The sequence below is a fragment of the Jiangella mangrovi genome, from assembly GCF_014204975.1.
Lineage (GTDB): Bacteria > Actinomycetota > Actinomycetes > Jiangellales > Jiangellaceae > Jiangella > Jiangella mangrovi.
Genome location: NZ_JACHMM010000001.1, coordinates 3,058,010 through 3,084,100, shown reverse-complemented (window position 1 = coordinate 3,084,100; position 26,091 = coordinate 3,058,010). Strand labels below are relative to the sequence as shown.

General features: G+C 73.2%; 22 protein-coding genes. 10 read left to right on the top strand and 12 right to left on the bottom strand.

Annotated features, from left to right (window positions below):
• Positions 1-100 precede the first annotated feature (100 nt).
• Together HD601_RS14470 and HD601_RS14465 are read right to left on the bottom strand one after the other, a co-directional pair.
• Positions 101-1,630 (bottom strand): carboxyl transferase domain-containing protein, encoded by a 1,530-nt coding sequence (locus HD601_RS14470; RefSeq protein WP_184829862.1) that lies wholly within the window; start codon positions 1,628-1,630, stop codon positions 101-103.
• 25 nt (positions 1,631-1,655) lie between these two features.
• Positions 1,656-2,822 carry an acyl-CoA dehydrogenase family protein gene (locus HD601_RS14465; RefSeq protein WP_184822925.1) on the bottom strand — a complete coding sequence of 389 codons (1,167 nt, stop codon included), beginning with the start codon at positions 2,820-2,822 and terminating at the stop codon, positions 1,656-1,658.
• Between the two features lie 87 nt (positions 2,823-2,909).
• Between HD601_RS14465 and HD601_RS34805 the strand changes: the two genes are divergently transcribed.
• Entirely contained in the window at positions 2,910-3,296 is a 387-nt protein-coding gene (locus HD601_RS34805; protein ID WP_184822923.1) for a MerR family transcriptional regulator, read from the top strand.
• A gap of 12 nt (positions 3,297-3,308) precedes the next feature.
• Here the strand turns inward: HD601_RS34805 and HD601_RS14455 are convergent, their stop codons facing one another.
• Complete coding sequence (locus tag HD601_RS14455; RefSeq protein WP_184822921.1) at positions 3,309-4,643, bottom strand: hypothetical protein; 1,335 nt, start codon at positions 4,641-4,643, stop codon at positions 3,309-3,311.
• Positions 4,640-5,119, bottom strand: a complete 480-nt coding sequence (locus HD601_RS14450) for a SigE family RNA polymerase sigma factor (protein ID WP_221440982.1) — start codon at positions 5,117-5,119, stop codon at positions 4,640-4,642. Before HD601_RS14450 ends, HD601_RS14455 begins: the two co-directional genes overlap by 4 nt.
• Positions 5,120-5,359: 240 nt before the next feature.
• Between HD601_RS14450 and HD601_RS14445 the strand changes: the two genes are divergently transcribed.
• Both HD601_RS14445 and HD601_RS14440 read left to right on the top strand, forming a co-directional pair.
• Positions 5,360-7,144, top strand: coding sequence for an ATP-binding protein (locus HD601_RS14445; RefSeq protein WP_184829860.1), 1,785 nt, complete (start codon positions 5,360-5,362; stop codon positions 7,142-7,144).
• An 87-nt stretch (positions 7,145-7,231) separates the two neighbouring features.
• A complete protein-coding gene (locus HD601_RS14440; protein WP_184822918.1) occupies positions 7,232-7,627 on the top strand; it encodes a PPOX class F420-dependent oxidoreductase in 396 nt (131 codons plus the stop codon).
• 3 nt (positions 7,628-7,630) lie between these two features.
• On the opposite strand, the gene HD601_RS14435 is transcribed toward HD601_RS14440, so the two are convergent.
• Positions 7,631-8,782 carry a DNA glycosylase AlkZ-like family protein gene (locus tag HD601_RS14435; RefSeq protein ID WP_184822916.1) on the bottom strand — a complete coding sequence of 384 codons (1,152 nt, stop codon included), beginning with the start codon at positions 8,780-8,782 and terminating at the stop codon, positions 7,631-7,633.
• A gap of 87 nt (positions 8,783-8,869) precedes the next feature.
• On the opposite strand from HD601_RS14435, the gene HD601_RS14430 reads away from it, so the two are divergent.
• Both HD601_RS14430 and HD601_RS14425 read left to right on the top strand, forming a co-directional pair.
• Positions 8,870-10,108 (top strand): hypothetical protein, encoded by a 1,239-nt coding sequence (locus tag HD601_RS14430; RefSeq protein ID WP_184822913.1) that lies wholly within the window; start codon positions 8,870-8,872, stop codon positions 10,106-10,108.
• Positions 10,109-10,128: 20 nt separating this feature from the next.
• Entirely contained in the window at positions 10,129-10,602 is a 474-nt protein-coding gene (locus HD601_RS14425) for an NUDIX domain-containing protein (RefSeq protein WP_184822911.1), read from the top strand.
• 9 nt (positions 10,603-10,611) lie between these two features.
• On the opposite strand, the gene HD601_RS14420 is transcribed toward HD601_RS14425, so the two are convergent.
• Both HD601_RS14420 and HD601_RS14415 read right to left on the bottom strand, forming a co-directional pair.
• Positions 10,612-11,931 carry a DUF222 domain-containing protein gene (locus tag HD601_RS14420; RefSeq protein ID WP_184822909.1) on the bottom strand — a complete coding sequence of 440 codons (1,320 nt, stop codon included), beginning with the start codon at positions 11,929-11,931 and terminating at the stop codon, positions 10,612-10,614.
• Between the two features lie 91 nt (positions 11,932-12,022).
• Positions 12,023-13,390, bottom strand: coding sequence for an NAD(P)H-quinone dehydrogenase (locus HD601_RS14415; RefSeq protein ID WP_221440980.1), 1,368 nt, complete (start codon positions 13,388-13,390; stop codon positions 12,023-12,025).
• An 82-nt stretch (positions 13,391-13,472) separates the two neighbouring features.
• On the opposite strand from HD601_RS14415, the gene lspA reads away from it, so the two are divergent.
• The 4 genes from lspA to HD601_RS14395 all read left to right on the top strand — a co-directional run bounded on the left by lspA (position 13,473) and on the right by HD601_RS14395 (position 16,735).
• Positions 13,473-14,003: a signal peptidase II gene (gene lspA / locus HD601_RS14410; RefSeq protein WP_184822906.1), complete on the top strand. Its 531-nt coding sequence runs from the start codon at positions 13,473-13,475 to the stop codon at positions 14,001-14,003.
• 38 nt (positions 14,004-14,041) lie between these two features.
• Complete coding sequence (locus HD601_RS14405) at positions 14,042-14,854, top strand: purine-nucleoside phosphorylase (protein WP_184822904.1); 813 nt, start codon at positions 14,042-14,044, stop codon at positions 14,852-14,854.
• 85 nt (positions 14,855-14,939) lie between these two features.
• Positions 14,940-15,917, top strand: coding sequence for an ATP-binding cassette domain-containing protein (locus HD601_RS14400; protein ID WP_184822902.1), 978 nt, complete (start codon positions 14,940-14,942; stop codon positions 15,915-15,917).
• Positions 15,914-16,735, top strand: coding sequence for an ABC transporter permease (locus HD601_RS14395; protein ID WP_184822900.1), 822 nt, complete (start codon positions 15,914-15,916; stop codon positions 16,733-16,735). Before HD601_RS14400 ends, HD601_RS14395 begins: the two co-directional genes overlap by 4 nt.
• Here the strand turns inward: HD601_RS14395 and HD601_RS14390 are convergent.
• Positions 16,704-19,916 (bottom strand): AfsR/SARP family transcriptional regulator, encoded by a 3,213-nt coding sequence (locus HD601_RS14390; RefSeq protein WP_184822898.1) that lies wholly within the window; start codon positions 19,914-19,916, stop codon positions 16,704-16,706. The genes HD601_RS14395 and HD601_RS14390 overlap by 32 nt on opposite strands.
• 64 nt (positions 19,917-19,980) lie before the next feature.
• On the opposite strand from HD601_RS14390, the gene HD601_RS14385 reads away from it, so the two are divergent.
• Complete coding sequence (locus tag HD601_RS14385; RefSeq protein ID WP_184822896.1) at positions 19,981-21,675, top strand: phospho-sugar mutase; 1,695 nt, start codon at positions 19,981-19,983, stop codon at positions 21,673-21,675.
• Here the strand turns inward: HD601_RS14385 and HD601_RS14380 are convergent.
• From HD601_RS14380 to HD601_RS14365, 4 genes are all read right to left on the bottom strand, one after another.
• Positions 21,672-22,625 carry a fibronectin type III domain-containing protein gene (locus tag HD601_RS14380; RefSeq protein ID WP_184822894.1) on the bottom strand — a complete coding sequence of 318 codons (954 nt, stop codon included), beginning with the start codon at positions 22,623-22,625 and terminating at the stop codon, positions 21,672-21,674. The genes HD601_RS14385 and HD601_RS14380 overlap by 4 nt on opposite strands.
• Positions 22,626-22,692: 67 nt before the next feature.
• Complete coding sequence (locus tag HD601_RS14375) at positions 22,693-23,709, bottom strand: LacI family DNA-binding transcriptional regulator (protein ID WP_184822892.1); 1,017 nt, start codon at positions 23,707-23,709, stop codon at positions 22,693-22,695.
• A 5-nt stretch (positions 23,710-23,714) separates the two neighbouring features.
• The gene (gene hisD / locus HD601_RS14370) at positions 23,715-25,034 is read right to left on the bottom strand and encodes a histidinol dehydrogenase (protein ID WP_184822890.1); all 1,320 of its coding nucleotides are present in this window, start codon (positions 25,032-25,034) and stop codon (positions 23,715-23,717) included.
• Positions 25,035-25,128: 94 nt separating this feature from the next.
• Positions 25,129-26,073, bottom strand: coding sequence for a formylglycine-generating enzyme family protein (locus HD601_RS14365; protein ID WP_221440979.1), 945 nt, complete (start codon positions 26,071-26,073; stop codon positions 25,129-25,131).
• Positions 26,074-26,091: the final 18 nt, after the last annotated feature.

The window sequence follows — 26,091 nt, the reverse complement described above, 5'->3', positions numbered from 1 at the left end:
AGCGCCCCAAGGGTCCGCTTGAGGCGCGGATACGCGGCTAAGAAAATGGGCAGCAGGGGGACGGGGAAACCCAACGCAACCACGCGAGACCCGTAAAACCTCACACCGGCGGAACGCCGTGGCGCCGCTCGGAAAACCTGCGGTCCTTGCCCGCAGCCGCCGCCAAGCGAGCGACCAGCTGGCCACGTAGCTCCTCGGGCTCGACGATCGCGTCGATGACCAGGTCCGACGCCAGCCGCAGGATGTCGATGTCGGCCTCGTACTCCAGCCGCAGCCCCGCGACGTACGCAGCCCGCTCCGCCTCGTCCGCTATCGCCGCGATCTTGTTGAAGTAGACGGCGTTGATCGCGGCCTCCGGGCCCATGACGGCGATCTTCGCGGTCGGCAGGGCGAGGCAGGCGTCGGGCCCGAAGCCGGGGCCGCACATCGCGTACAACCCGGCGCCGTAGGCCTTGCGGACGATGACCGACACCGTCGGCACCGTCGCCTCGGCGACGGCGGTGATCATCTTGGCGCCGTGCCGGATGATCCCCTCGCGCTCCACCACCGATCCGATCATGAAGCCGGGCACGTCGGCCAGGTAGATCAGCGGCACGTTGAACGCGTCGCACAGCCAGATGAACCGGGCCGCCTTGTCCGCGGAATCGGTGAACAGAACGCCACCCTTGACCGCGGGCTGGTTGGCGACGACGCCGACGACCTGGCCCTCGAGCAGGCCGAAACCGGTGACCAGCTCGGCCGCGAACAACGGCTTGACCTCGAAGAACGAGTCGTCGTCAACCAGCGCGTCGATGACGTCGTGGATGTCGTACCCCTGCGACTCCTCGGCGGGGACGAGGTCGCGGGTGAACTCGCGGGCCGCGGTGCCCGACTCGTACGACGGCGGCGGCTGGCGCCACGAGCCAGGCAGGTAGGAGAAGAACGCCTTCGCCTGCTCGATCGCCTCGGCGTCGTCGGCGGCGAGGTTGTCGCCGCAGCCGGACACCGTCGCGTGCATGCGGGCGCCGCCCATCTCTTCGAGCGACACCTTCTCGCCGACGACCATCTCGGCCATGCGGGGGGAGCCGAGGTACATCGACGCGTTGCCCTCGACCATGATCACGACGTCGCAGAACGACGGGATGTAGGCGCCGCCGGCCGCGCTGGGCCCGAAGAGGCAGCAGATCTGCGGCACCCGGCCCGACAGCGCGACCTGGTTGTGGAAGATGCGCCCGGCGCCGCGGCGGCCGGGGAACAGGTCGACCTGGTCGGTGATGCGGGCGCCGGCGGAGTCGATGAACCAGAACACCGGCAGCTCGTCGCGCAGCGCGGTCTCGGTGACCCGCACGATCTTCTCGACGGTGCGCGCGCCCCACGAGCCGGCCTTGACGGTGGGGTCGTTGGCGACCACCAGCGCGGGCCGGCCCTCGACCAGGCCGCGGCCGGTGACGACGCCGTCGGCCGGCAGCCCCGTCGCCAGTGAGTTGGCCAGCTGGCCGTCCTCGACGAACGTCCCGGTGTCGAAGAGCAGGCCGAGGCGGTCGCGGACGTAGAGCTTGCCCTGCGCGGCGAGCTTGGCGGCACCGGCGTCCGACGGGACCTCGGTGGCCTTGCGCGCCGCGTCGACTTCGGCGTAGTGGTCGCGCCCCACGTCGTCCCCTTCCCTCACACGCCGATCATGCCTGAACCGGCAGGCCCAGCCCGCGAGCCAGGACGAGTCGCTGGATCTCACTGGTCCCCTCGCCGATCTCGAGGATCTTCGCGTCGCGGTAGAAGCGCGCCACCGGGTACTCCTCCATGAACCCGTAGCCGCCGTACACCTGCGTCGCGACCCGGGTGGCGGTGACGGCGGACTCCGTCGCGTAGAGCTTGGCCGACGCGGCCGCCTGCTTGACCTGGTCGGCGGGGGCGCCGGCGTCGCGCAGGGCCGCGGCCCGGTAGGTGAGCAGCCGGGCGGCCTGCGCCATGACGTGCAGGTCGGCGATCTGGAACGCGACGGCCTGCTTCGCGCCGATGGGCACGCCGAACGACGTCCGGTCGTGCGCGTACTCGAGGGTGGCGTCGAGCATGGCCTGGATGCAGCCGACGGCGAGCGCGGAGATCGCGATGCGGCCGTCGTCGAGCGTCGCCAGGAACTGCGCGAACCCGTGACCGCGCGCACCCAGGAGGTGGTCGGCCGGCACCCGCACGCCGTCGAACGTCAGCGGGTGGGTGTCGGACGCGTGCCAGCCGAGCTTGTCGTAGGCCGGCTCGACGATGAACCCGGGCGTTCCGGACGGGACGATGATCGCGGAGATCTCGGCGCTGCCGTCAGGCCGCTCACCGGTGCGCGCCGTGATGGTGACACAGCTGGTCAGCTCGGTGCCGGAGTTGGTGATGAACTGCTTGGCGCCGTCGACGACCCACTGGTCGCCGTCGAGGACCGCGCGGGTCGCCGTCGCGCCGGCGTCGGACCCGGCACCGGGCTCGGTGAGGCCGAACGCGGCGAGCGCACGGCCGGCCACGAGGTCGGGCAGCCAGCGGTCCTTCTGCTCCGCGGTGCCGTAGGACAGGATCGGCGTGATGCCCAGCCCGACGGCGGCCTCGAGCGTGATGCCGAGCGACTGGTCGACGCGCCCGATCTCCTCGATCGCCACGCACAGGCTGGTGAGGTCGCCGCCCGCGCCGCCGTACTCCTCGGGCGCCGTCAGGCCGAACAGCCCCAGCTCGCCCATGGCCCGCACGACGGGGACCGGGAACTCGTGCTTGCGGTCCCACTCCGCCGCGTGCGGAGCGATCTCCGCCCGGGCGAAGTCGCGGACGACCTGGCGGAACTCTTCGTGTTCCGCGGAGAGCTCGAACATCGTCGTTCCCGCTTTCCGTAGTGCTCGGTACTTGACGCTTACGTTAACGTAAGTTTTGGACCCGCACCAGGAGAAGGAGACGCCGAGGTGGTCGACGAGCGCACGTGGAGCATCGCCGAACTCGCCGAGGAGTACGGCGTCACGCTCCGCACCATCCGGTTCTACGAGGAGCAGGGGCTGCTGACGCCGGCCCGCAACGGCACCCGGCGCATTTTCGCCGACGGCGACCGCGTGCGGCTGGGACTGGTGCTGCGCGGGAAGCGGCTCGGGTTCCCGCTGGACGAGATCAAGAAGATCATCGGCATGTACGACGCCGAGCCCGGCGAGGTCGGCCAGCTCCGCTACCTGCTCGACCAGATCGAGCAGCGCCGGGCCGAGCTGGAACAGCGCCGGCGCGACATCGACGCCACCCTGTCCGACCTCGTCGAACTCGAGCGCCGATGCCGTGCCGACCTGGACCGGCTCGCCGGCTGAGGTCGCGCCGGGTCAGCAGCCCCATCCGCCGTCGAGCATGACCTGCACGACGACGTCGCCGCCCGCGGTGCGGAACACCCAGTACGTCCGGGAACCGGCCGCTGCCCGCGCCTGCTCGGCGGACACCTCCAGGTTCGGGTGGACGAGGCGGACCTGGTCGAGCGGCGTGCCCTGCCGGACCCCCTCCGGCGTCTGCAGCGGCCGATCGGAGGTGATGGTCGTCACCTGGAGCGTGTCGTCGAAGATCTCGCCGGTGTCCGGGTCGCGGCGCACCGAGACCGAGCCGTGGACGTCGCCGTAGGTGAACGATCCGTGGCACGTGGCGCTCTGGTCGCTGGTGTCCATGGTGACGCCGTCGACGTCCTCCAGCTCGGTGACGCTCATGCCGATCCGGATCGGGCCGTAGCCGTCCGCGGTGATCACCGGCACGTCCGGGTCGGGCGTGGGGCCCTCGACCGGCGGCGGGTCGACACCGCAGTTGTGCCTGCCGTCGTGGGCGATCCGGGTGACCAGGCCGTCGACGACCTGGAACTCCCAGGACGACATCACCCCGGCCAGCCCGTGGATCACGCTGCCGAGGTCGCCGTTGTCCTCGGCGTACGTCTCCGGGTAGGCCGCCCGCACGTCGGCGGCGGAGCTGCCCACGCCGATGCCCTCGGGCGTGCGCACCGGGACGTCCGCCACCAGCGTCGCGACCTCGTAGGCGCCCATGAGGTCGTCCGGCGGACTGCCGATCGCGCCGCGCAGCGAGATGTAGCCGTGAGCGTCGGCGGTGCGGAACTCGCCGTAGCAGAGCTCGGGCGAGTCGGTCTGGGCCCGCAGCCGGGTGATCTCGACGCCGGGGACCTGCTGGAGCTGGGCCAGCGGCATCCGCACCTGGACGCCATCGAACGGCGCGGCCGGATCGAGCAGCGGCAGCGTCGAGACGTCCACCGGGTCGAGCCCGCCGGGCGGCGTGTCGCCGGCCGGGTCACCCGTGCCGGACGATCCCCCAGCCGGGTCGCCGCCGGAGTCGCCGGTGGGGTCGCCCGTCGGGTCGGCCGTGGGGTCCGGCGTCGTCGTCGGGGTGGCCGGGTCCGGGGTGAGCTCCGGGCCGGGGAGCACCGTCGGCGACACAGCCGGCTGCGGATCGTAGTCGGGCGCGGCGGTGAACTGGCCGCTGACGGCCATCGAGCCGATCGCCACCGCGGCCACCAGGCCGACCGATCCGGCCGCCGACGCCACGACGCGGACGGTCCGCCGGCGGTGGGCGCCCTTGACGATCCGCCCGACGGCGTCGGCCTGCGGGGTGAGCCCGAGCCGCTCGTCGCCGAGGATCCGGCGCAGTTCGTCGTCGAAGTCGTTCATCGGTCTCGTCCCTCCACGGCGGACACGTTCGCCCGCAACTTCGCCAGCGCCTTGCTCGCCTGGCTCTTCACGGTGCCCTGGCTGATGCCCAGCGCCGCGGCGATCTCCGCCTCGGACAGGTCCTCGTAGTAGCGCAGCACCAGCACCGCCCGCTGCCGCGGCGGCAGCTCGGCCAGCGCCTGCCACATCGGCTCGCCGTCGAGACGGTCCGGAGGCGACACGCCCTGGTCGGGGAACACGTCGACCAGCACCTCACGGCGTCGTCGCCGCCAGCGGCTGACGTGGGCGTTGGCCATGGACCGCCGTACGTAGGCGAGCGGCTCGACGTCCTGCCGCATGATCCGCGTCCACCGCGATCCGACCTTCTCCAGCACCGTCTGGACGAGGTCGGCCGCGTCGTGCGGCGAACCCGTGAGCGCGTGGCCGTAGCGCAGCAGCCCGGGCAGACTCGCCCGGACGAACTCCTCGAAATCCATCGTCGCCTCGTCCGGCTCGGAGCGGCCCGCATACACCGTCGCGCCCACGGCCGGTGCGGCTTCACCGTCAGGGGACTGTATAAGCATCACGACCCCGCTTCCCCCTGTCTTGACTCGTTGTCGTGAACACGCTGGAGACGGTGCACGGGTTGCCTCGCGACGATGCGTCAGACGGAGTTCACCTGGCAGTCCCCTAGACTCGCTGCAGTTCTGGGAGGAGAGAGCGTGGAGTACCGCCGGATCAGCAAGGTTCTCGTGGCCAACCGCGGCGAGATCGCGGTGCGGGTGATTCGGGCCTGCCGCGACGCGGGCCTGGGCAGTGTCGCCGTCTACGCCGACGGCGACCGCGACGCCCCGCACGCCCGGCTCGCCGACGAGGCCTACGCGCTGGGCGGCGAGACCGCCGCCGAGACGTACCTGGTCATCGCGAAGCTGCTCGACGTCGCCGCGCGCTCCGGCGCCGACGCCGTCCACCCCGGCTACGGCTTCCTGGCCGAGAACGCCGAGTTCGCGCAGGCCGTCCTCGACGCCGGGCTGGTCTGGATCGGGCCGCCGCCGGCCGCCATTACCGCGCTCGGCGACAAGGTCAGCGCCCGGCACATCGCCGCGCGCGCCGGCGCCCCGCTCGTCGCGGGCACCTCCGACCCCGTCACCAGCGCCGACGAGGTCGTCGACTTCGCCAAGGAGCACGGCTTGCCGGTCGCCATCAAGGCGGCCTACGGCGGCGGCGGGCGCGGCCTCAAGGTCGCGCGCACGCTCGAGGAGATCCCGGACCTCTACGAGTCCGCCGTGCGCGAGGCGGTCGCGGCGTTCGGCCGCGGCGAGTGCTTCGTCGAGCGCTACCTCGACCGGCCGCGCCACGTCGAGACCCAGTGCCTGGCCGACCGGCACGGCAACGTCGTCGTCGTGTCCACGCGCGACTGCTCACTGCAGCGGCGGCACCAGAAGCTGGTGGAAGAAGCCCCCGCTCCGTTCCTCTCCGAGGAGCAGAACGCCGAGCTGTACCGCGCGTCCAAGGCGATCCTGCGCGAGGCCGGCTACGTCGGCGCCGGCACCTGCGAGTTCCTGGTCGGCACCGACGGCACCATCTCCTTCCTCGAGGTCAACACCCGGCTGCAGGTCGAGCACCCGGTCACCGAGGAGGTCACCGGCCTCGACCTCGTCCGCGAGATGTTCCGGGTCGCCGAGGGCGAGGAGCTCGGCTTCGACGACCCCGTCGTCCGCGGCCACTCCATCGAGTTCCGCATCAACGGCGAGGACCCGGGCCGCAGCTTCCTCCCCACGCCCGGCACCGTGGCGACGTTCAAGCCGCCGTCGGGCCCGGGCGTTCGGGTTGACGCGGGCGTCGAGCCGGGCAGCGTCGTCGGGCAGAACTTCGACTCCCTGCTCGCCAAGCTGGTCGTCACCGGCGCCTCGCGGCGCCAGGCGGTCGAGCGGGCCCGGCGCGCGCTGGCCGAGTTCGAGGTCGGCGGGCTGGCCACCGTCATCCCGTTCCACCGCGCCGTGCTCGACGACCCCGCCTTCGTCCCCGCCTCCGACGGCGAGGCGTTCACCGTCCACACGCGCTGGATCGAGACCGAGTGGGACAACCCGGTCGCGCCGTTCGAGGGTTCCACGGCCGACGGGTCCGACGGCGAGGGCGTCGGGCGCGAGCGGGTCACCGTCGAGGTCGGCGGCAAGCGGCTCGAGGTCGTGCTGCCGGCCGGGTTCGGGGCGGGCGCGGGCGGCGGCACGGCCGCTGCCGGCGCGGGCGCGGCCCGGCGGCCGGCGCGGCGCACCGCGGGCCGGGCCGGGGCGGCCGCCGTCAGCGGCGACGCCCTCACCTCGCCCATGCAGGGCACCATCATCAAGGTGGTCGCCGAGGACGGGCAGAGCGTGGCCGAGGGTGATGTCGTCGTCGTCATGGAGGCGATGAAGATGGAGCAGCCCATCACGGCGCACAAGGCCGGCACCGTCACGGGGCTGAGCGCCGAAGTGGGCGCGACCATCGGCAACGGCGCGATCATCTGCACCATCGAGGATTGACGGGACTACGGGAAGCTCGCGCGCACATCCGGCGTTGTCGAACGTGGAACGTTTGACACGTCAACTTTTTGTGAAGGATGTACGCGCATGCCCGCTCTGACCGACAACGCTCGTGACCTGTTCTCCCAGCCGATCCCGGCCTGGGCGACGGTTCTGGACGCCGACGGCCACCCGCACAACTCGATCGTCTGGGTCGACGTCGAGGGTGACGGCGTCATCTTCAACACCGCCGCCGGCCGCGTGAAAGAGCGCCGTCTGCGCGAGAACGACGTCGTGTCGCTCAGTGTGCTCGACCCGGAGAACCCGTGGCGGTGGGCCAGCGTGACCGGCCGCGCCACGCTGAGCGTCGAGGACGGCGACGAGGTCATCGACCGGCTCGCGAAGAAGTACCTTGACGCCGACAGCTACCCATTCCGCAAGGAGGACGAGCAGCGGGTGACGGTGCGCGTGGCCGTCGACCAGGTGCGTGGCGAGGCGGCCTGAGCCTCACCCCCAGGTGAGCTGCGGCTCGGCGTCGAACAGCGCGCCGTAGCGCTGGGCGGCGCCGGCCGTGGCCTTCTTCGTGGCGGCCGTGACCTTGGCGAACGGCTCGACGGTGACCGTGAGGGTGCCGTTCTTCAGCTCGTGGCTCCACACCCCGCGCACGACGCCGTCGACGACGAGGACCGGTGAGATCCAGCCGGCGGCGCGCGAGACGCGGTCGACGAAGCCGTCGGGGATGGTCCAGGCCCGGTGGCCAATGGGCGCGATGACGTAGGGGTCGAACCCCGGCAGCAGGTGCACCCCGGTGGCGGCGCCGGCCTGGTCGACGCTCTGGTCGCCGCTCTGGTCGACGAGGTCGTCGAGCACCGCCGGCGTGGTCCAGCAGGCGATGCCGTCGAGGTCGACCTGGACCATGACCTCGGCGTACTCCTTGAACAGGCGGCGCGCCTTGGCGGCGTCGACGCCCCACCAGCGGCTGAAGTCCTCGTGCGTCGCCGGGCCGTACACGTCGAGGAACCGCTCGAGCACGGCTGTCATGGCGGTGCGGTGGTCGGGCTGCCGGTCCCACGCGACGTCGGGCAGCCAGGTGCGCGGGCTGGTGAACGTGACGTTGCGGTCGCGCTCGGGGCCCGAGCAGAGCAGACCGCCCGCCGCGGCCGGCTTGAACATCTGGCCCCAGCCGGAACGCACGGCCTCGGCCAGTCCGGGCGCCTTGACGACGGCGGCGATCTCGGTCAGCAGCTCCTCGCGGGTGAGCACCTGGCCCGGGAGGACCTCGCCGATGACCTCGGTGATCTGCTGGAGAGCGGCGAGGTTGATGCCGTGGTAGCGCTCCCAGGCGGCGTTGACGTTCGGGAACTGGCGGTGCTTCCACGCCGAGACGAGCAGCGGCAGCTCGGCGGCCGGGAACAGGTGCAGCGTGCCGCGCATGCCCCACGTCTTGACCAGCGTGCGGTCGGTCCAGAGCGCGGTAGCGGCGTCGCCCAGCTGGTACGACGGGGTCCGCGCCGCCGCGATGAGCTCGCCCGTGGACGCCACCTGCGCATGCACGCCGATGAGCCGCTCGGCGGTCTCGACCAGGCCGGGCGACGGGTCGGTGACGTGCAGGTGCTGCAGCCGGCGGCCGAGCACCTGGGCCCAGGTGACCTTGTCCACGGGACCATCGAACCATCCACCCCCGACAACGTCGATCACGCCGGACCTGCTCGTGGCACGATCCGCCGGACCGTGGATGATGGGTATATGTCGAGCGCGTACGAGGCAGCCGCCGAAGCCCTCCGCAACTCGCGGCTGTACGTCGACCCTGACGCCGAAACTGAGCTGGAGGCCGAGGGCCGGCCGTTCAGCGACGGCGAGCGGTCCGCAGCCGAGCAGACGTTGTCTGGCGCCTCGACGCCCATCTTCGTCGCTGTCCTGCCGGCCGCCGCCGCCTCGGATCCAGATGGATTGGCCACCATTGCACAGGCGGTGGGTGAGCAGGGGACCTACGTCGCGGTCCTACCCGACCTCCGCGTCAATGCGGACTCGATGACCATCGATTCCACAACGGTGCGCGACACGGCCATCAACGTCGCTGACGCTTCCAGTGACGTTTCGGAGTTCATCGAGAGCTTCACCCCGCAGGCGGAGGATCTGGCGGCAGGCGGCGGTGGGTCTGGAGATGCGACAGGTTCGTCGGGCGACGGTGGCGGTGGGCTACTCCCGCTCGCGATCCTGGCGGCCGCCGGCGGTGGCGGGTTCCTCCTGTACCGGCGCAACAAGCGCAGCAAGGAGCGTGCCCAGCTCGAGCAGGTCCGCGGCGCCCTCGACGAGGACATCACCAAGTACGGCGAACGACTCTCCGAGCTCGACCTCGACCTCGGCAAGGATTCCAAGGTCCCGATCGAGGCCCGCAACGAGTACGGCCGCGCCCTCGACCTCTACGAGAACGCGAAGACCTTCGCCGACCGCGCCGAGAAGCCCACAGACCTCAAACCGGTCACCACCGCGCTCGAGGAGGGCCGCTGGCTGCTGGCCTGCGTCGATGCCCGCAGCAAGGGCGAGCCGATCCCGGAACGCCGCCTCCCTTGTTTCTTCGACCCTGGCCACGGTCCGTCCGTCGAGGACGTCGAGTGGGCCCCAATGGGAGGCGCGCCGCGCACCGTTCCGGCCTGTGCCGCCGATGCGATGCGGGTCAAGGCCGGTGCCGATCCCGAGACCCGTATGGTCCCGGTCGGTGACGGTGAACGCCGTCCGTACTACGACGCCGGCCCGGCCTACGGCGGTTGGGCGGGCGGCTACTTCGGCGGCCTGCTGCCCGGCATGCTCATCGGCACCATGCTCGGCTCGGCCATGTCCAGCCCGGTCTACATCGAGGGCGGCGGAGATGGCGGCGGTGGTGGTGACTTCGGCGATGGCGGCTTCGGCGGCGGCGATTTCGGCGGCGGTGGCTTCGGCGGCGGCGACTTCGGCGGGGGCGACTTCGGCGGCGGGTTCGAGTGACCCCAGCGGGCCGCTGACCCGTGCCGACTCCTGAGTTCATCCTGGCGCTGCGCGAGCAGGTGGGCCACGACCTGCTGTGGCTCACCGGCGTCACCGCGGTCATCGTCGACGACGAGGGGCGGGTACTGCTGGGCCAGCGCTCGGACACCGGGCGGTGGGCGCTGATCTCCGGCATCCTCGAGCCCGGCGAACAGCCAGCTGTCGCCGTCGTGCGCGAGGCGTTCGAGGAGACCGGCGTCCACATCGAGGTCGAGCGCATCAGCAGCGTCGTCACCGGCCCGCCGGCCGCCTACCCGAACGGCGACCGCGTCCAGTTCATGGACGTCGCGTTCCGGTGCCGTCCGGTGAGCGGCGAGGCGCGCGTGAACGACGACGAGTCGCTCGCGGTCGGGTGGTTCGCGCCCGACGAACTGCCGCCGCTCGACGACGAACAGCAGGAGCGGCTGCTGCAGGCGCTGAAGGACGAGCCGGCCGCCTACTTCGTCCGCCCCTAGCCGGTCCGACTAGCCCGCTCGTGCCGGTGGTGTGAGGTAGCGATGGCCGGTGGGGCTGGTCCAGACGGTGGTGCCGTTGGGCAGGGTGGTGCAGTGCCAGTGTCCGTGGTGTTTGAGCAGGTGGTGGGTCTCGCACAGGCACTGGCAGTTCGCCGTTGAGGTGGCCCCGCCGTTCTGGTAGGGGTCGCGGTGGTCGATGTGGCAGTAGCGGGCGGGGCGGTGGCAGCCGGGCATGCGGCAGGTCCGGTCGCGGGCGATGATGAAGTCGGCGAGCGCCTTGGTGGGCCGGTACGTGGTCCGGCCGAGATCCATGACCCGCCCGCTGCCGGGATCGGTGGCCAGCCATCGCCATACCCCTTCGGCGGCGAGCTTGCGGGCGATGTGGGCGGGTATGGGTCCGTAGCCCTCGAGCTCACCCGGCTCCTCGCTCAGCCCGGACAGCGACCCGAACGGGATCGTGACGTGCACGCTCACGGACCGGGTCGGGCCCGTCCCGAGTGCGGCGAGGGCGTCGGCGCGGCGCTGGTCGTGGGTCCGGGCCGGTGCACCGGCCGCGGCGTCGGCGCGTTTCAGATCGGCGGCGTCGGCGTTCGACCTCGCGTTGAGGGCGATGGCGTCCTCGGCGCGCAGCCGGGCCTCGAGGTGGGCCATCCCGTCCGATGCGGGCATCACCGACACGTAGCGTTCTTCGCGGGCGGCCCGGTGCCGCTCCGCGACCGTGACGGGGGCGAGTTCGTGCAGCAGCCGCTTGATCAGCTTGCGCAGCGCGACGGAGTCCAGGTGCGGCGTCTGCGGCAGCACCGCCGCTTCCACCCGGGAACGCACATCGGGGTCCTGGCCGCCGAGCTCGTCCATGATGGCGCGGACCCGCCGCCAGTCGATCAGCCCGGCCCACCAGGCGGCCCAGGTGTCGGGGAAGTCGCGTAGCAGTTGGACTGCGGGTCCGACCATGCCTTCGGCCTGTTTGGTCGTCAGCTGGCATCGTCCGGCCACCACGACGGCGGTGTTGGTGACGGGGTTGACCGACCGATACCCGGTCTCGGCGGGTCGCAGCTCGACCCGGGCGGCCAACGCCGCGAGCGCCCGGGCCAGCCCGGCCTCGGCGTGGGCGACCTGCCGCGCCCACCCGGCGACCAGTTCGACCACGTCGTGGGCGTCGCCGGCGGCAGCGGGGTCGCGCTCGGTCAGCAGCGCCGCCAGCTCCGGCCCCACCGCGGCCGCGTCGATGTCCAGCTCCGCCGCCGGAACAGCCGCATACGACGCTGCCAACCCCTCCAGCAGGGCCCGCGTGTCGGCGTCGGACGGCTCCGCCCAACCCACATCCTCCACCGGACCAAAGTCCGGCGGAGCCTCAGGCGGAGCAGCGAATTCGAACATGCAAATGATCTTACCCGCACCCACCGACAAGGTCGGCGGAGGTTCAGTCGCGGCGGTGCAGCTGCCTTGCCGCCTCGGCGACCGAACCACTCAACGACGGGTAGACGGTGAAGGCGCGCGCCATCTGGTCGACGGTGAGGGACGCCTCGACGGCCATGGAGATGGGGTGGATCAGCTCGCTGGCCCGCGGCGCCACCACGACGCCGCCGACGATGATGCCCGTCCCCGGCCGGCAGAACAGCTTCACGAAGCCGTCGCGGATGCCCAGCATCTTCGCCCGCGCGTTGGTGGCCAGCGGCAGTTTGACGGCGACCGCGTCGATGTCGCCGGAGTCGACGGCGGCCTGGGACCAGCCGACGGTCGCGATCTCGGGGTCGGTGAAGACGTTCGCGGCGACCGTCTTGAGGTTCAGCGGCGACACCGCGTCGCCCAGCGCGTGCCACATGGCGGTCCGGCCCTGCATGGCCGCCACCGAGGCCAGCATGTTCACGCCTGTGACGTCGCCGGCCGCGTAGACGCCGCGGGCCGACGTGCGCGACACGCGGTCGACCTTGATGAAGCCGTGGTCGTCGAGCGCCACCGAGCACTCGGACAGCCCGAGTCCCTCGGTGTTCGGCACCGACCCGACCGCCATGAGGCAGTGCGAGCCGCGCACCGTCCGCCCGTCCGTCAGCTCCACGACGACGCCGTCGCCGGAACGCCGCACCGACGCCGCCCGCGACTTCGACAGCACGGTCAGCCCGCGCCGCGCGAACACCTCTTCCAGCACGTACGCGGCGTCGGCGTCCTCGCCGGGGAGGACGCGGTCGCGCGACGACACCAGCGTGACGTCGGCGCCGAGGGCGCTGTAGGCGCTGGCGAACTCCGCGCCCGTGACGCCGGACCCGACGACGACCAGGTGCTCCGGCAGCTCGTCGAGGTCGTAGACCTGCTCCCAGGTCAGGATGCGCTCGCCGTCGGGCTCCGCCTCGGGCAGGATGCGCGGCCGCGCGCCGGTGGCCAGCAGCGCGACGTCGGCGACGAACTCATGGGCGCCGTCGTCGACGACCACACGGTCGCCGGGGGCGAGCCGGCCGGTGCCGCGCAGGATCTGCACGCCGGCCTTCTCGACCGCCGCCGTGGTGTCGGCCGACTGCGCCTTGGCCAGCGCGAGCACTCGCTGGTTGACGCGGCGGAGGTCGACGCCGACGGTGTCGTGGCCCAGCTCGACGCCCAGCTCCGCTGACTCGGCGGCGTCGGTGACGACCTCGGCCGTCGCGATGAGGGTCTTGCTGGGGACGCAGTCGGTGAGGACGGCCGAGCCGCCCACGCCGTCGCGGTCGACCAGCGTGACCTCCGCCCCGAGCTGCGCCGCGACGAGCGCCGCCTCGTAACCGCCGGGTCCGCCGCCGAGAATCGCCACACGTGTCACGTGGCCATTGTCCCGCACGACGGCGGCACCTGCGGCACGCCCGGTGGTCACCTGCGTGAACCCGGCATGGCACCCTAGCTCCGTGCCGACCACACCCGACGACGAGGCCACACCGCCCGCGCCGACCAACTGGCGCCTCATCAGCCGGCTCGCCGTCATCGCCGTGCTGGTGACCGCCGTCGACCAGCTGACGAAGTGGTGGGCCGAGAACGAGCTGACCGGGCGCGAGCCGATCGAGATCGTCGGCGACCTGCTGCAACTGCGGCTGCTCTACAACTCCGGCGCGGCGTTCTCGATCGCGACCGGGATGACCTGGGTGCTCACGCTCATCGTCGTCGTGGTGATCGCGGTGGTCATCCGGGCGTCGGCGAAGCTGGGCTCGCGCGGCTGGGCGGTCGCGTTCGGCCTGCTGCTCGGCGGCGCGTTCGGCAACCTCATCGACCGGCTGTTCCGCGACCCCGGCTTCCCCGAGGGCCATGTCGTCGACTTCATCGACTACGGCGGCCTCTTCGTCGGGAACGTCGCCGACATCGCCATCACCGCCGCAGCCGTCCTCATCGCCGTCCTGACCTGGCGTGGTGTGAGCGTGGACGGGATCCGGCACCACCGCTGATCCGCCCCCTTGGCAGGCGAGAGCGATAGGGTCGCCCGGTGACCGAGCTGCTGGACGACCCGCGCGGCGCCGCCCAGGCCGCGGCCGAGTACATCGCCACCGCCACGGGAGTGGAGCGGCACGACATCGCACTCGTGCTGGGCTCCGGGTGGGGCGGCGCGGCCGACCTCATCGGCGAGACGGTGGCGGAGCTGCCGAGCACCGACGTGCCGGGGTTCGGCAAGGCGGCCGTCGTCGGGCACGTGGGCACCCTCCGCTCGATCCGCGTCGCAACCAGCGGCAAGCACGCGCTCGTCCTCGGCGCCCGCACCCACCTCTACGAGGGTCGCGGGGTGCGCGCCGTCGTGCACGGGGTGCGGACGGCGGCAGCGGCCGGTGCAGCCACGCTCGTACTGACGAACGGGTGCGGCGGTCTTCGCGAGGAGTGGGCGGCCGGCAGGCCGGTGCTGATCAGCGACCACATCAACCTCACCGCGACATCGCCGATCGAAGGCGCGAACTTCGTCGACCTCACCGACCTCTACTCCAGCCGCCTCCGCAGCCTCGCCCGCGAGGTCGACCCCTCCCTGCCCGACGGCGTCTACGTCCAGTTCCGCGGGCCGCACTACGAGACCCCCGCCGAGGTCCGCATGGCCCAGCGCATCGGCGGCGACCTCGTCGGCATGTCGACGGCGCTCGAGGCGATCGCCGCGCGCGAGGCCGGGCTCGAGGTGCTCGGCGTCTCGCTGGTCACCAATCCCGCGGCCGGCATCAGCTCCACACCGTTGAGCCATGCCGAGGTCATCGAGGCAGGTCAGGCCGCCGGTCCTCGCATCAGCGCCCTGCTCGCGGAGGTCGTCGCCAAGCTCTGACACGACGCCGTCAGCGGACTGTCAGCGGTCGGTCAGCCGCGCCCCTGAAGCTGACTCCTGAGCACATCGAACTCAGGAGGAACGCATGAACGAACTGGCCATCGAGGCGCACGGCCTGGTCAAGGCGTTCGGCGAGAACCGCGCCGTCGACGGCGTCGACCTCGCCGTGCGCGCCGGGACCGTCTACGGGGTCCTCGGGCCGAACGGCGCCGGCAAGACCACCACCGTCCGCATGCTCACCACCCTGCTGCGGCCCGACGGCGGCAGCGCCCGGGTCCTCGGGCACGACGTCGTCGACGACGCCGACGAGGTGCGCACGTTCATAGGGCTGACCGGGCAGTACGCCTCGGTCGACGAGGACCTCACCGGCACCGAGAACCTGGTCCTGCAGTCGCGGCTGGTCGGGCTGAGCCGCTCGCAGTCGAAGGCCCGGGCGGCCGAGCTGCTCGAGAGCTTCGACCTCACCGAGGCCGCGAGCCGGCCGGTCAAGCACTTCTCCGGCGGCATGCGCCGGCGCATCGACCTGGCCGCGAGCATCGTCGTCACGCCGGACGTGCTGTTCCTGGACGAGCCGACCACCGGCCTGGACCCGCGCAGCCGCGGCCAGGTGTGGGACATCGTCCGCGACCTCGTCGCCGGCGGCACCACCGTCCTGCTCACCACCCAGTACCTCGACGAGGCCGACCAGCTGGCCGACCGGATCGCCGTCATCGACCGCGGCACCGTCATCGCCGAGGGCACCAGCACCGACCTCAAGGCGTCGGTGGGCCGCAACTCGCTGCACCTGCGCCTGGCCGACGACACCCAGCGCGAGGCCGCCGAGCGGCTGGTCGCGCAGGTCCTCGACACCACCCCGCACCGCACCCCGGAGGCCGCCGTCATCACCGCGCCGGTCGCTGACCCGGACGCCGTCGCCGATCTGATGATCCGGCTGCGCGCCGAGGGCGTCGGCATCGACGAGATCGGGGTCCAGCGCCCCAGCCTCGACGAGGTCTTCCTCACCCTGACCGGCCACGCGGCCGAGGACATCCCGGCCGAGAACACCGAAAGGAGCGCCGCATGAGCACCACCACTCTCGAGCGGCCCGTCCGCACCGTCGCCACTCGGGTCGAGCGGCCCACCCCGCCGAGCGCGCTGTCGGCCAGCCTGACGCTGGGCTGGCGGAGCGTGCTGAAGATCCGGCGCATCCCCGAGCAGCTGTTCGACGTGACGTTCCAGCCGGTGATCTTCATCTTGATGTTCGTCTACCTGTTCGGCGGCGCGGTCTCCGGCAGCACGCAGGAGTACCTGCAGTTCGTGCTGCCGGGCATCCTGGTGCAGACCGTGGTCATGGCGTCGCTGTACACCGGCATCTCGCTGAACACCGACATCGGCAAGGGCATCTTCGACCGGTTCCGGTCGCTGCCGATCTGGCGGCCGGCGGCCCTGCTCGGCGCGCTGCTGGCCGACGGCATCCGCTATGTCGTGGCGGCCGTGGTCTGCCTCGGCGTCGGCATGGCGATGGGCTTCCGGCCCGACGGCGGCGTGCTCGACGTGGTCGCCGCCATTCTGCTGGTGCTGGTGTTCGCGTTCTCGCTGAGCTGGGTCTTCGCGCTCCTCGGCCTGGTCATGCGCTCGGCCGGGGCCGTTCAGGGCGTCAGCATGCTCGCGATGTTCCCGCTGACGTTCGCCAGCAACGTGTTCGTCGACCCGTCGACGATGCCCGGCTGGCTGCGCGCCTGGGTCGACGTCAACCCGGTGTCGCACCTGGTGACGGCGGCCCGCGGGCTCATGGCGGGCAACCCGCAGGCCGGCGACGTCGGCTGGGCGCTGATCGGCTGCGTGGTCCTGGTGGCGGTGTTCGCGCCGCTCACGGTGCGGGCCTACCGCCGGAAGTCCTGATGTCCTCATCGGGCCGGACGAGCGCCGCGATCTCCCGCACGACGGCGGGGGCGGTCAGGTCGCGGACGCGGTCCCGCTCGGCCCCCAGCAGGCGCTCGTCGGGCTCCGGGAGCTCGGCGAGCGCCGGGTGCGTGATGTCGCCGAGCAGCTCGATCGCGCTGAGCCGGCGGCCGAGCGCGATCAGCCGGGCCGCCCGGGTGGCGTCGCCACGGGCCTGGGCGATCCGGCCGTACGCGACGGCGACCAGCCCGATGACCGGGCGGTCGCCGTCGGCGATGGCGAAGCCGAACGCGTCGTCGAGCAGGTCGTCGACGTCCTCGTCGCCGGTGCGCAGGCGGGCCATGGCGGCGCCGGCCAGCGCGACGACGCGCAGCTGCAGCGGCCCGGTGGGCTCGGGCGCCCGGGCCGCCGCCACCGCGTCCTCGTAGTGCGAGAGCATGGCCACGGGGTCACCCATGCGCGCCGCCGCCTCGCCCAGCCCGCTCTCGGCCAGCGTGACGACCCCGGAGTCGCCCGGGTAGGCGTCGAGCAGCTCGGTCAGCTCGGTGACCCCGCGGGCGACGTCGCCCGCCCGGATGCGCACGATGGCCCGCAGCAGCTCCACCTGCCTGCCGTCCATGCGCGCGCCGAGAGCCTCGAAGCTGCGCACCGCCTGGTCGAGCAGCCCGACCGCCACGGAGCCGTCGCCGCTGACCGCCTCGTTCATGCCGAGGGTCATCGCGGCCATGCCGACGCCCCACTGGTCCCCGATCTCGGAGAACCCTTCGAACGCCGTGCGGCCCAGCCGGCGCGAGTCCTCAGGCCGGCCGTCGTTGTCGGCGGTGAAGCTGTCGAACAGCGTCAGCGCGCTCTCGATCCACGGGTCGTCGGCCGCGGCGACGGCGGCACGGACCCGTTCCTGCCGCTCCGGCCGGGGGTTCATCGCGCCGAGGATCATCTCGCCGAGGGCCCGGACGACGGGGTCGAGCACGCGGCCGGACGACACGATGCGCCGCAGCCGGAGCATGGTCGCGCCGCTGTTGCGGTCGGCGCCGTGGATGAGCAGGTTCGGGATCGCCACCGAGCACAGCACCACGACGGTGTCGTCGTCGACCGGGCCGGTCAGCTCCAGCACCTGCGCGGCCCAGGCGGACACCTCGGAGTGCAGCCCCTGCACCGCCCAGTACCAGCACATGGTCGCCGCGATGGTGTACGCGGCCTGGCTGTCGGCGCCGTCGATGGCGGCACGCAGCCCGGCCACCAGGTTGTCGTGCTCGCGGGCGAGAGTGCCGGCCCAGGTCACCTGGCCCGGCCCGCGCAGGTGCGGCCTGGCCTCGGCCGTCAGCTCCGCCGCCCAGGCGACCAGCGCGTCGGTCGCGGCGGCCCGCTCGCCGGCAGCCAGAAGCTCGGCGTCGGCGAACTCGCGGACCGTCTCGAGCAGCCGGAACCGGACGACGCCGCCTGACTCGTCGACGACCAGCAGCGACTGGTCCACCAGCCCGGCCAGCGCGGGGTCGACGAGGACGCCGTCGTACCCGCACACCGCGGCCGCGGTCGCCGCGTCGGCGCCGCCGGGCAGGACGGACAGCCGCCGCAGCACGGCCTGCTCGCCCTTGTCGAGCAGCTCCCAGCTCCAGCGGACGACGGCGAGCAGCGTCCGGTGCCGCTCGGGCGCGGTGCGGGGACCGTCGACCAGTAGCCCGAACCGGTCGTCGAGCCGCGCGGCGATCTGCTCCACCGACATCGACCGCACCTTCGCGGCGGCCAGCTCGATGGCCAGCGGCAGCCCGTCGAGGTGCCGGCAGACGTCGGCGACGACGGCCGGGTCGAGCAGGACCGCGGGTCGGGCGGCCCGGGCGCGGTCGTGGAACAGCCGGACCGCCGGATAGCCCAGCTGGTCCACGCCGTCGGGCGGTAGTGCGAGGGCGGGCAGCGGGTGGACGACCTCGCCGTCGACGGCGAGCGGGGTGCGGCTGGTCGCCAGCACGCGGACCTCGGCCGACGCCGTCACCATCTCGTGCACCACGGGCGCGACCGCCTCGACCAGGTGCTCGCAGTTGTCGACGACGAGGAGCGCGTCGCTGTCGGCCAGCGCCTCGCGCAGCCGCTCGACCGGGCTCCGGACGACGGGGTGAGCGCTGCGGTCGATGAGGCTGACCTCGCGCACCCCGAGCGCCGTGAGCACCGCCGGCAGCACGTCCTCGGCGGCGCGCAGGCCTGCCAGCTCGACCAGGTGGACGGGGCGGCCGGTGCGGTCGACGCGGCGCAGCGCGACCTCCGTGGCGAAGCGGGTCTTGCCGACGCCGCCGGGGCCCAGCAGCGTCACCAGCCGGGCGTCGCCGAGCAGTGCCTCGACGGCGGCCAGCTCGTCGTCGCGGCCGAGCAGGGGGGTCGCCGACCGGCGCAGCCGCAGCGGTGTCGCCGTCGGCGCGGGGCGGACGCCGTCGCCCGCCGCCGTCGTGCCCAGCCGCAGCGCGGACCGATCCTGGTTCAGCACCGCCAGGTGCACGGCGCGCAGCTGCGGCCCGGGGTCGGCACCCAGGGCGTCGGCCAGCCGCTCGCGCCCGGCCTCGTACGCCGCCAGTGCCTCGGCCGGCCGCCCGGTCGCCACCAGCGCCCGCATCAGCTGCACCAGCAGCGCCTCGTCGAGTGGGTGGTCGTCGGCCAGTGCGGCCAGCTCGGCGGGGAGGTCGGCGTGCGCCCCGCGGCGCAGGTCGGCCTCGACCCGGGTGCGGCGCAGGTCCAGGCGCAGGGTCGCGAGCCGGGTCGCCTCGGTCGCGGCGAACGGCGCGTCGCCGACGTCGGCCAAGGGCTCGCCCCGCCAGAGGTCCAGCGCCCGGCCCGCGTCGGTGGCAGCCGCCGGCGCGTCACCGGCCCGCAGCGCCGCCGTCGCGGCCGCCAGCAGCGACTCTGCCGCTGTCGCATCGATGTCCTCGCGGCCGACCGCGAGGCGGTAGCCGCCGGCCACCGCCTCGACCACGACCGGATGGCCGTTCAGCGCCTTGCGCAGCCGCGACACGACCGCCTGCACGGCGTTGGCGGCGTTGGCCGGGCGGTCGGTCCAGAGGTCGTCGACGAGGGTCTCGGCCCCCACCACGCGCCCGGGCGCCAGCGCCAGCCGGGCCAGCAACGCGCGCACGCCGGCGCCCGGGACGACGCCGGCCGGCCCGACGCGCACCGGTCCGAGGATGCACACCTGCATGCTCCTAGGATCTCCTGTACGCGACGCGGCGCCCGGCCCGCCCCGCGAGAAGGGATGGCTCGCGATGACCGACGTGCTCGACCAGGCCCGCGCCTGGCTGGCCGACGACCCCGATCCGGCGACGCGCCAGGAGCTGCAGACGGTGCTCGACGGCGCCGCCGGCGGTGACGACGCCGCGCTCGCCGACCTCGCCGACCGGTTCGCCGGAATCCTGCAGTTCGGCACCGCCGGCCTGCGCGGCGCCATCGGAGCAGGCCCCAACCGCATGAACCGCGCCGTCGTCATCCGCGCCGCCGCCGGTCTGGCCGCGTACCTGCGCGACACCCGCTCTCCGGCGAACGGTTCGCGCCACCGCGTGGTCATCGGCTTCGACGCCCGCTACCGCTCCTACGACTTCGCCGTCGACACCGCCGCCGTCATGACCGCGGCCGGCATCGAGGCGCTGGTCATGCCGCGCACGCTGCCGACGCCGGTGCTGGCGTTCGCGGTGCGGCACCTGGCGGCCGACGCCGGCGTCATGGTCACGGCCAGCCACAACCCGCCGCAGGACAACGGCTACAAGGTCTACCTCGGCGGGCCGGACGGCGGCTCGCAGATCGTCGATCCCGCGGACGTGCAGATCGCCGCGCGCATCGACGCGGTCCCGTCGGTGGCGTCGGTGCCGCGAGCCGAGTCCGGCTGGGCCGAGATCGGCGAGGAGGTCGTGACGGCGTACCTCACCGCGGCGGCCGAAGTGGCCGAGGAGGGCGGACCGCGCGACCTGCGCATCGTGCACACGTCGCTGCACGGCGTCGGCGGCGTCACCGTCGGCGAGGCGCTCATCAGGGCCCGGTTCACCGACGTCCACGCTGTCGCCGAGCAGGCCGAGCCCGACCCCGACTTCCCCACCGTCGACTTCCCCAACCCCGAGGAGGCCGGCGCCATCGACCTCGCGCTGGCTCTCGCCGAGCGGGTCGGAGCGGACATCGTCATCGCCAACGACCCCGACGCCGACCGGTGCGCGGTGGCGCTGCCGGTCCGCGCATCCGACGGCGACGGCTGGAAGATGCTGCACGGCGACGAGGTCGGCGCGCTGCTGGGCTCGCACCTCGCGGGGCGCGGCGCTCGCGGCGTGCTGGCGAACTCGATCGTGTCGTCACGGCTGCTCGGGCGCATCGCCGCGGCGCACGGCCTCGAGCACTCGGAGACGCTGACGGGGTTCAAGTGGATCTCGCGGGTGCCCGGCCTGGCCTACGGCTACGAGGAGGCGCTCGGCTACTGCGTCGACCCCGAGTCGGTGCGCGACAAGGACGGCATCTCCGCCGCCGTCCTGGTGGCCGAGCTGGCGGCGCTGACGAAGGCGGCCGGGCGCACCTTGTGGGACGTGCTCGACGATCTCGCCGTCGCGCACGGCCTGCACGCCACCGACCAGCTGTCGGTGCGGGTCGACGACCTCTCGCTGATCGGCGCCGCCATGGCGCGGCTGCGGTCCGCGCCGCCGTCGTCGCTGGGCGGGTCCGCGGTCGAGGTCGCCGACGACCTGCTGGCCGGCGACGGCGGACTCCCGCCCACCGACGGCCTGCGCTACCTGACCGCCGACTCCACCCGCGTCGTCGTCCGGCCCAGCGGCACCGAGCCGAAGCTCAAGTGCTACCTCGAGGTGGTCGTCCCGGTCGACGGCGACGCCGGCGCCGGCGTGTCAGCCGCCCGCACCGTCGCCCGCGAGCGGCTGGCCGCCGTCCGCGCCGACGTCGCCGCCGCGCTGGGACTGGAGGGTTAGGGCTCGCAGGCCGGGTCCACCGTCAGCGTGATCGTGTTGCTGAACGCTGACGCGTTGCCGGAGCCGTCGACGGCGCGCACCGTGAGCCGGTTGGCACCGAGGTCGGGCAGCCAGACGGTGGCCGCCCCGGCGCCGCGGGCGACGGAGATCAGCCGGCCGTTGCCGAACACCTCGTAGTCGATGCCGGCGGCGGCCTCCCGGTCGTCCGTCGACGGCGTCCACGTGAGCGACGCGTTGTCGCAGGTGTAGCGGACGATCCGGCCGGCCAGCGCCGCGGGAGCGGTCGGCGGCGTCACGTCGGTCGTCGTGGGCGTCGTCACGGCCAGCGTGTTCGACGGCGCGGACAGGCCGCCGCTGCGGAGGGCGCGGACGGTGTACGCGTGGGCACTGCCCGGGGCCAGCTGCCGGAGCGTCACCGTCGCCGTCGGCTGCGCGAACGGCGCGGCCGCCGACCCGACCAGCGTCGGCCCGTCGAAGACCTGGTACGCCCACACGTCGAACTCGTCACCCGGCCGGTCGAACTCCAGGGCGACCCGCGCCGGCGACACCTCGGTGGCCCGCAGGCCCGACGGCGCGCCCGGCTGCACACCGGGACCGCGGGTCGTGACGGTGATCGTGCGGGTCGGCGCGGCGACGTCGCCGCCGGTGTCCACGGCGACGATCCGGTAGCTGTACGTCTGGCCCGGCACCAGGTTCCGCGCGACGTAGGCGCTGCCGAGGCTCGTGGTCACGAGCACGTCGTTCTGGTAGACCCGCCACCGGGTCGGCTCGGTGATGTACCCGGGCGACCACTGCATCGAGACCTGCGTGGCGGTGACGTTGTTGACGTAGAAGTTGAACGGGGTCGGCGGCGCGGACCCCGCGGTCGCCGTCGCGGGCCCCGTCAGGCCCAGGAACGCCGCGGCGGCCAGCCCGGTGGCCAGTGCGATGAGACGCCTGCGGACATGCATGTCGAACCTCCTCGGTCGAGCTGCGTCGCGTGGAGTACGCAGGAATCGGCCGCGGGGATTGCGCGGCTCAGGAGTGGGCTGGACCCGTCGTCCCGCGCACGACGAGGTTCGCCGGCAGCACCTCGCGCCGCGGCGGGAGGCCGGGGTCGGCGATCCGCTCGTTCAGCAGCTCGACCGAGCGCGCCGCCATGCCCGCGAGCGGCTGGCGCACCGTCGTCAGGCCCAGGGTCGGCCAGGACGCCTGCCGCACGTCGTCGAAGCCGACGACAGAGAGCCGCTCCGGCACCGGCACGCCCAGCGCGGCGGCGGCGTTGAGGGCGGCGAACGCCAGCAGGTCGTTCTGGCCGACGATCGCCGTCGGCGGCTCCGGTCCGGTGAGCAGTGCCGTCGCCGCGCGGACGCCGTCGTCGTAGTGGAAGTCGGCCGGCACGACCCGCGCCGGCGGCAGCCCCAGTGCCGCGAGCCGGCGGCGGAACCCGTCGAGCCGCTGCTTCGACGTGCTCGCACCCGGCGTGCCCGCGAGCACCGCGATGGTGCGGTGCCCGAGGTCCGCGAGATGGTCGACGACGGCGGCGGCCCCGGCCGCGTTGTCGCCCTCGACGGCGTCGCAGCCGGCGTCGGTGACGCGGTTCGCGAGCACCACCGGGAACCGGCGCGCCACCAGGCCGGCGACCGCCTCCGACCCCTCGACCGCGGCCGTGAAGACGATGCCGTCGACCCGCTGTTGCAGCAGCAGGTCGACGGCGTCCACCTCGTCCCCGCCGGCGGCGTTCTGCAGCAGCATGTGCTGCCGGCGAGCGCCCAGGCAGGCGGCGATCTCTTCGAGGAACTCCGGGTAGAACGGGTTCGTGATGTCCGAGACCACCACGCCGACCAGGCCGGTGCGGCTGGTCACCATGGCGCGAGCGGTGGCGTTCGGGGTGTAGCCGAGCTCGCGGCTGATGGCCAGGATCCGCTCGCGCGTGGCCGCCGCGACCCGGCCGCCGTTGAGCGCCCGCGACACCGTCGCCTGCGACGTCCCCGCCGCCCGGGCGATGTCGACGCTGGTGGGCGGACGGTGCGCGGCGCCCGCGGGCTTCGGCATGCGGGTCAGTCTCGCACGGGGCCGAACGCGTGGTCGGTCCACTCCGGGGAGACGCCGGTGTGCGCGGCCGCGCGGATGTCGCCGGAGCGCGCGTGCCCCTCGAACAGCTCGACCCGCGACGCCCGGCCGCAGACCTCGCCGAGCAGCGCGCTGGACGCGGCGTCGGTGATCTCCTGGTACGTGACCGTCTTGAGGTACTTCCCGACCCAGAGCCCGCCGGTGTAGCGGGCCGCACCGCGCGTCGGCAGCACGTGGTTGGTGCCGATGACCTTGTCGCCGAACGACACCGTCGTGCGCTCGCCGAGGAACAGGCTGCCGTAGTTGCGCAGCCGGTCCAGCGCGGCTCGCGGGTCCGCCGTCAGCACCTCGACGTGCTCGAACGCCCGCTCGTCGGTCAGCGCGTACGCGTCCTCGAGGGTGTCGACGACGTGCACCTCGCCGTGGTCGCGCCACGCCGGCTCGGCCATGTCCTTCGTCGGCATGCCGGGCAGGATCTCCTCGACGTGCGCGATGGCCCGGCGGGCGAGCTCCTCGCTGGTGGTGATGAGGACGGCGGGCGAGTCCGGCCCGTGCTCGGCCTGCGAGAGGAGGTCGACGGCCACGGTGAACGGGTCGGCCGTCTCGTCGGCGAGCACCAGGATCTCCGTCGGCCCGGCGAACAGGTCGAGCCCGACCCGGCCGTAGAGCTGCTTCTTCGCCTCGGCGACGTAGGCGTTGCCCGGCCCCGCGATGAGGTCGACCGGCGGGACCGACTCGGTGCCCAGCGCCAGCGTGCCGATGGCCTGGACGCCGCCGAGCAGGTAGATCTCGTCGGCGCCGGCCAGCGACATCGCCGCGATGGTGGCGGCCGGTATCTCGCCCCGGATCGGCGGCGTGCACGCGGCCACCCGGCCCACGCCCGCGACCTTCGCCGTCACGATCGTCATGTGCGCCGACGCCGTCAGCGGGTAGCGCCCGCCCGGGATGTACGCGCCGACGCTCGCGATGGGGATGTGCTTCTGGCCCAGGTGGACGCCCGGCATGGTCTCGACCTCGAACTCCTGCATCGAGGCCAGCTGCCGCTCGGCGAAGTTGCGGACCTGCGCCTGCGCGAACCGGATGTCCTCGATCGCCTGCGCCGGCACCGTCGCGACGATGCGCTCGATCTCCTCGTCGCTCAGCCGGAACGACGGCGGCGACCACGAGTCCAGCTCCTCGGAGTACTTGCGCACGGCGCCGTCGCCGCCGGCCTCGATGTCGGCCAGGATGCGCGCGACGGTCGCCGTGACGGCGGCGGCCTCGGCGGTGCGGTCCACGGCGGCGGAGCGGTCCTTGAGCGTCTTCATCGCGAGCCCTTCCCGGTGGTGGAGACGTGTGTATACGTATACACCGTGCCGCGCGGAGCGTTCCATGTCCAGGGGTGCGGCCGGGATCAGCGCCTCACACGGCGGCGGCGCAGCGGAAGCCGATGTTGCCGGCGGAGCTGTCGGGCGTGTTCGAGCTGCGGGCGTCGACGCGGTACCGGAAGCAGTAGCTCTCGTGGCACAGGTACGAGCCGCCGCGCATGACCTTCGCGTCCGTCCGCGGCGGCCCGGCGGGGTTGACCCGCGGCGCCGCGGCCGACCCCGGCCACGTCGGGTGGAACCAGTCCGAGCACCACTCCCAGACGTTGCCGGTCATCTCGTGCAACCCGTACCCGTTCGGCGGGTACGCACGGACCGGCGCCGTCCCCAGCCACCCGTCCGCCAGCGTGTTCGTCGTCGGGAAGGTGCCCTGCCAGACGTTCATCCGGTGCTCGCCGCCCGGCTCGCGCTCCGAGCCCCATGGATAGCGCGCCTGTACCAGGCCGCCCCGCGCGGCGTACTCCCACTCGGCCTCGGTGGGAAGCCGCTTGCCGGCCCACCGCGCGTACGCCCGCGCATCGCGCCAGGTCACGTGGACGACGGGGTGATCAATGCGCTCCGCGACGCTCGAACCGACCCCTTCCGGACACCGCCACGACGCCCCCGGCACCTCGCGCCACCACGGTGCCGCCGCCACCGCGCGGGTCGGCGGGTGGTCGTCGGGGAGCAGTCCGGCGAAGACGAAGGACGTGCCGAACCGTTCGGCCAGCGTGACCCAGCCGGTCGCGTCGACGAAGTCCGCGAAGGCCGCGTTCGTCACCGTCGTCGCGTCGATGCGGAACGGGTCGACCGTCACCTCGCGGACCGGGCCCTCGCCGTCGGCGGGATAGCCGTCGGCCGCGTCGGTGCCCATGAGGAACGGCCCGCCCGGCAGCAGGACCATGCCCTCCGTATCGACGACGGCGGCAGCATGCGGCTCCGCAACCACCCCCGTCGTGACGTCGGGACGGTGCGGAGCGCAGCAGGCGTCGCCCCCGGACATCGCGATCAGCCTATCTCC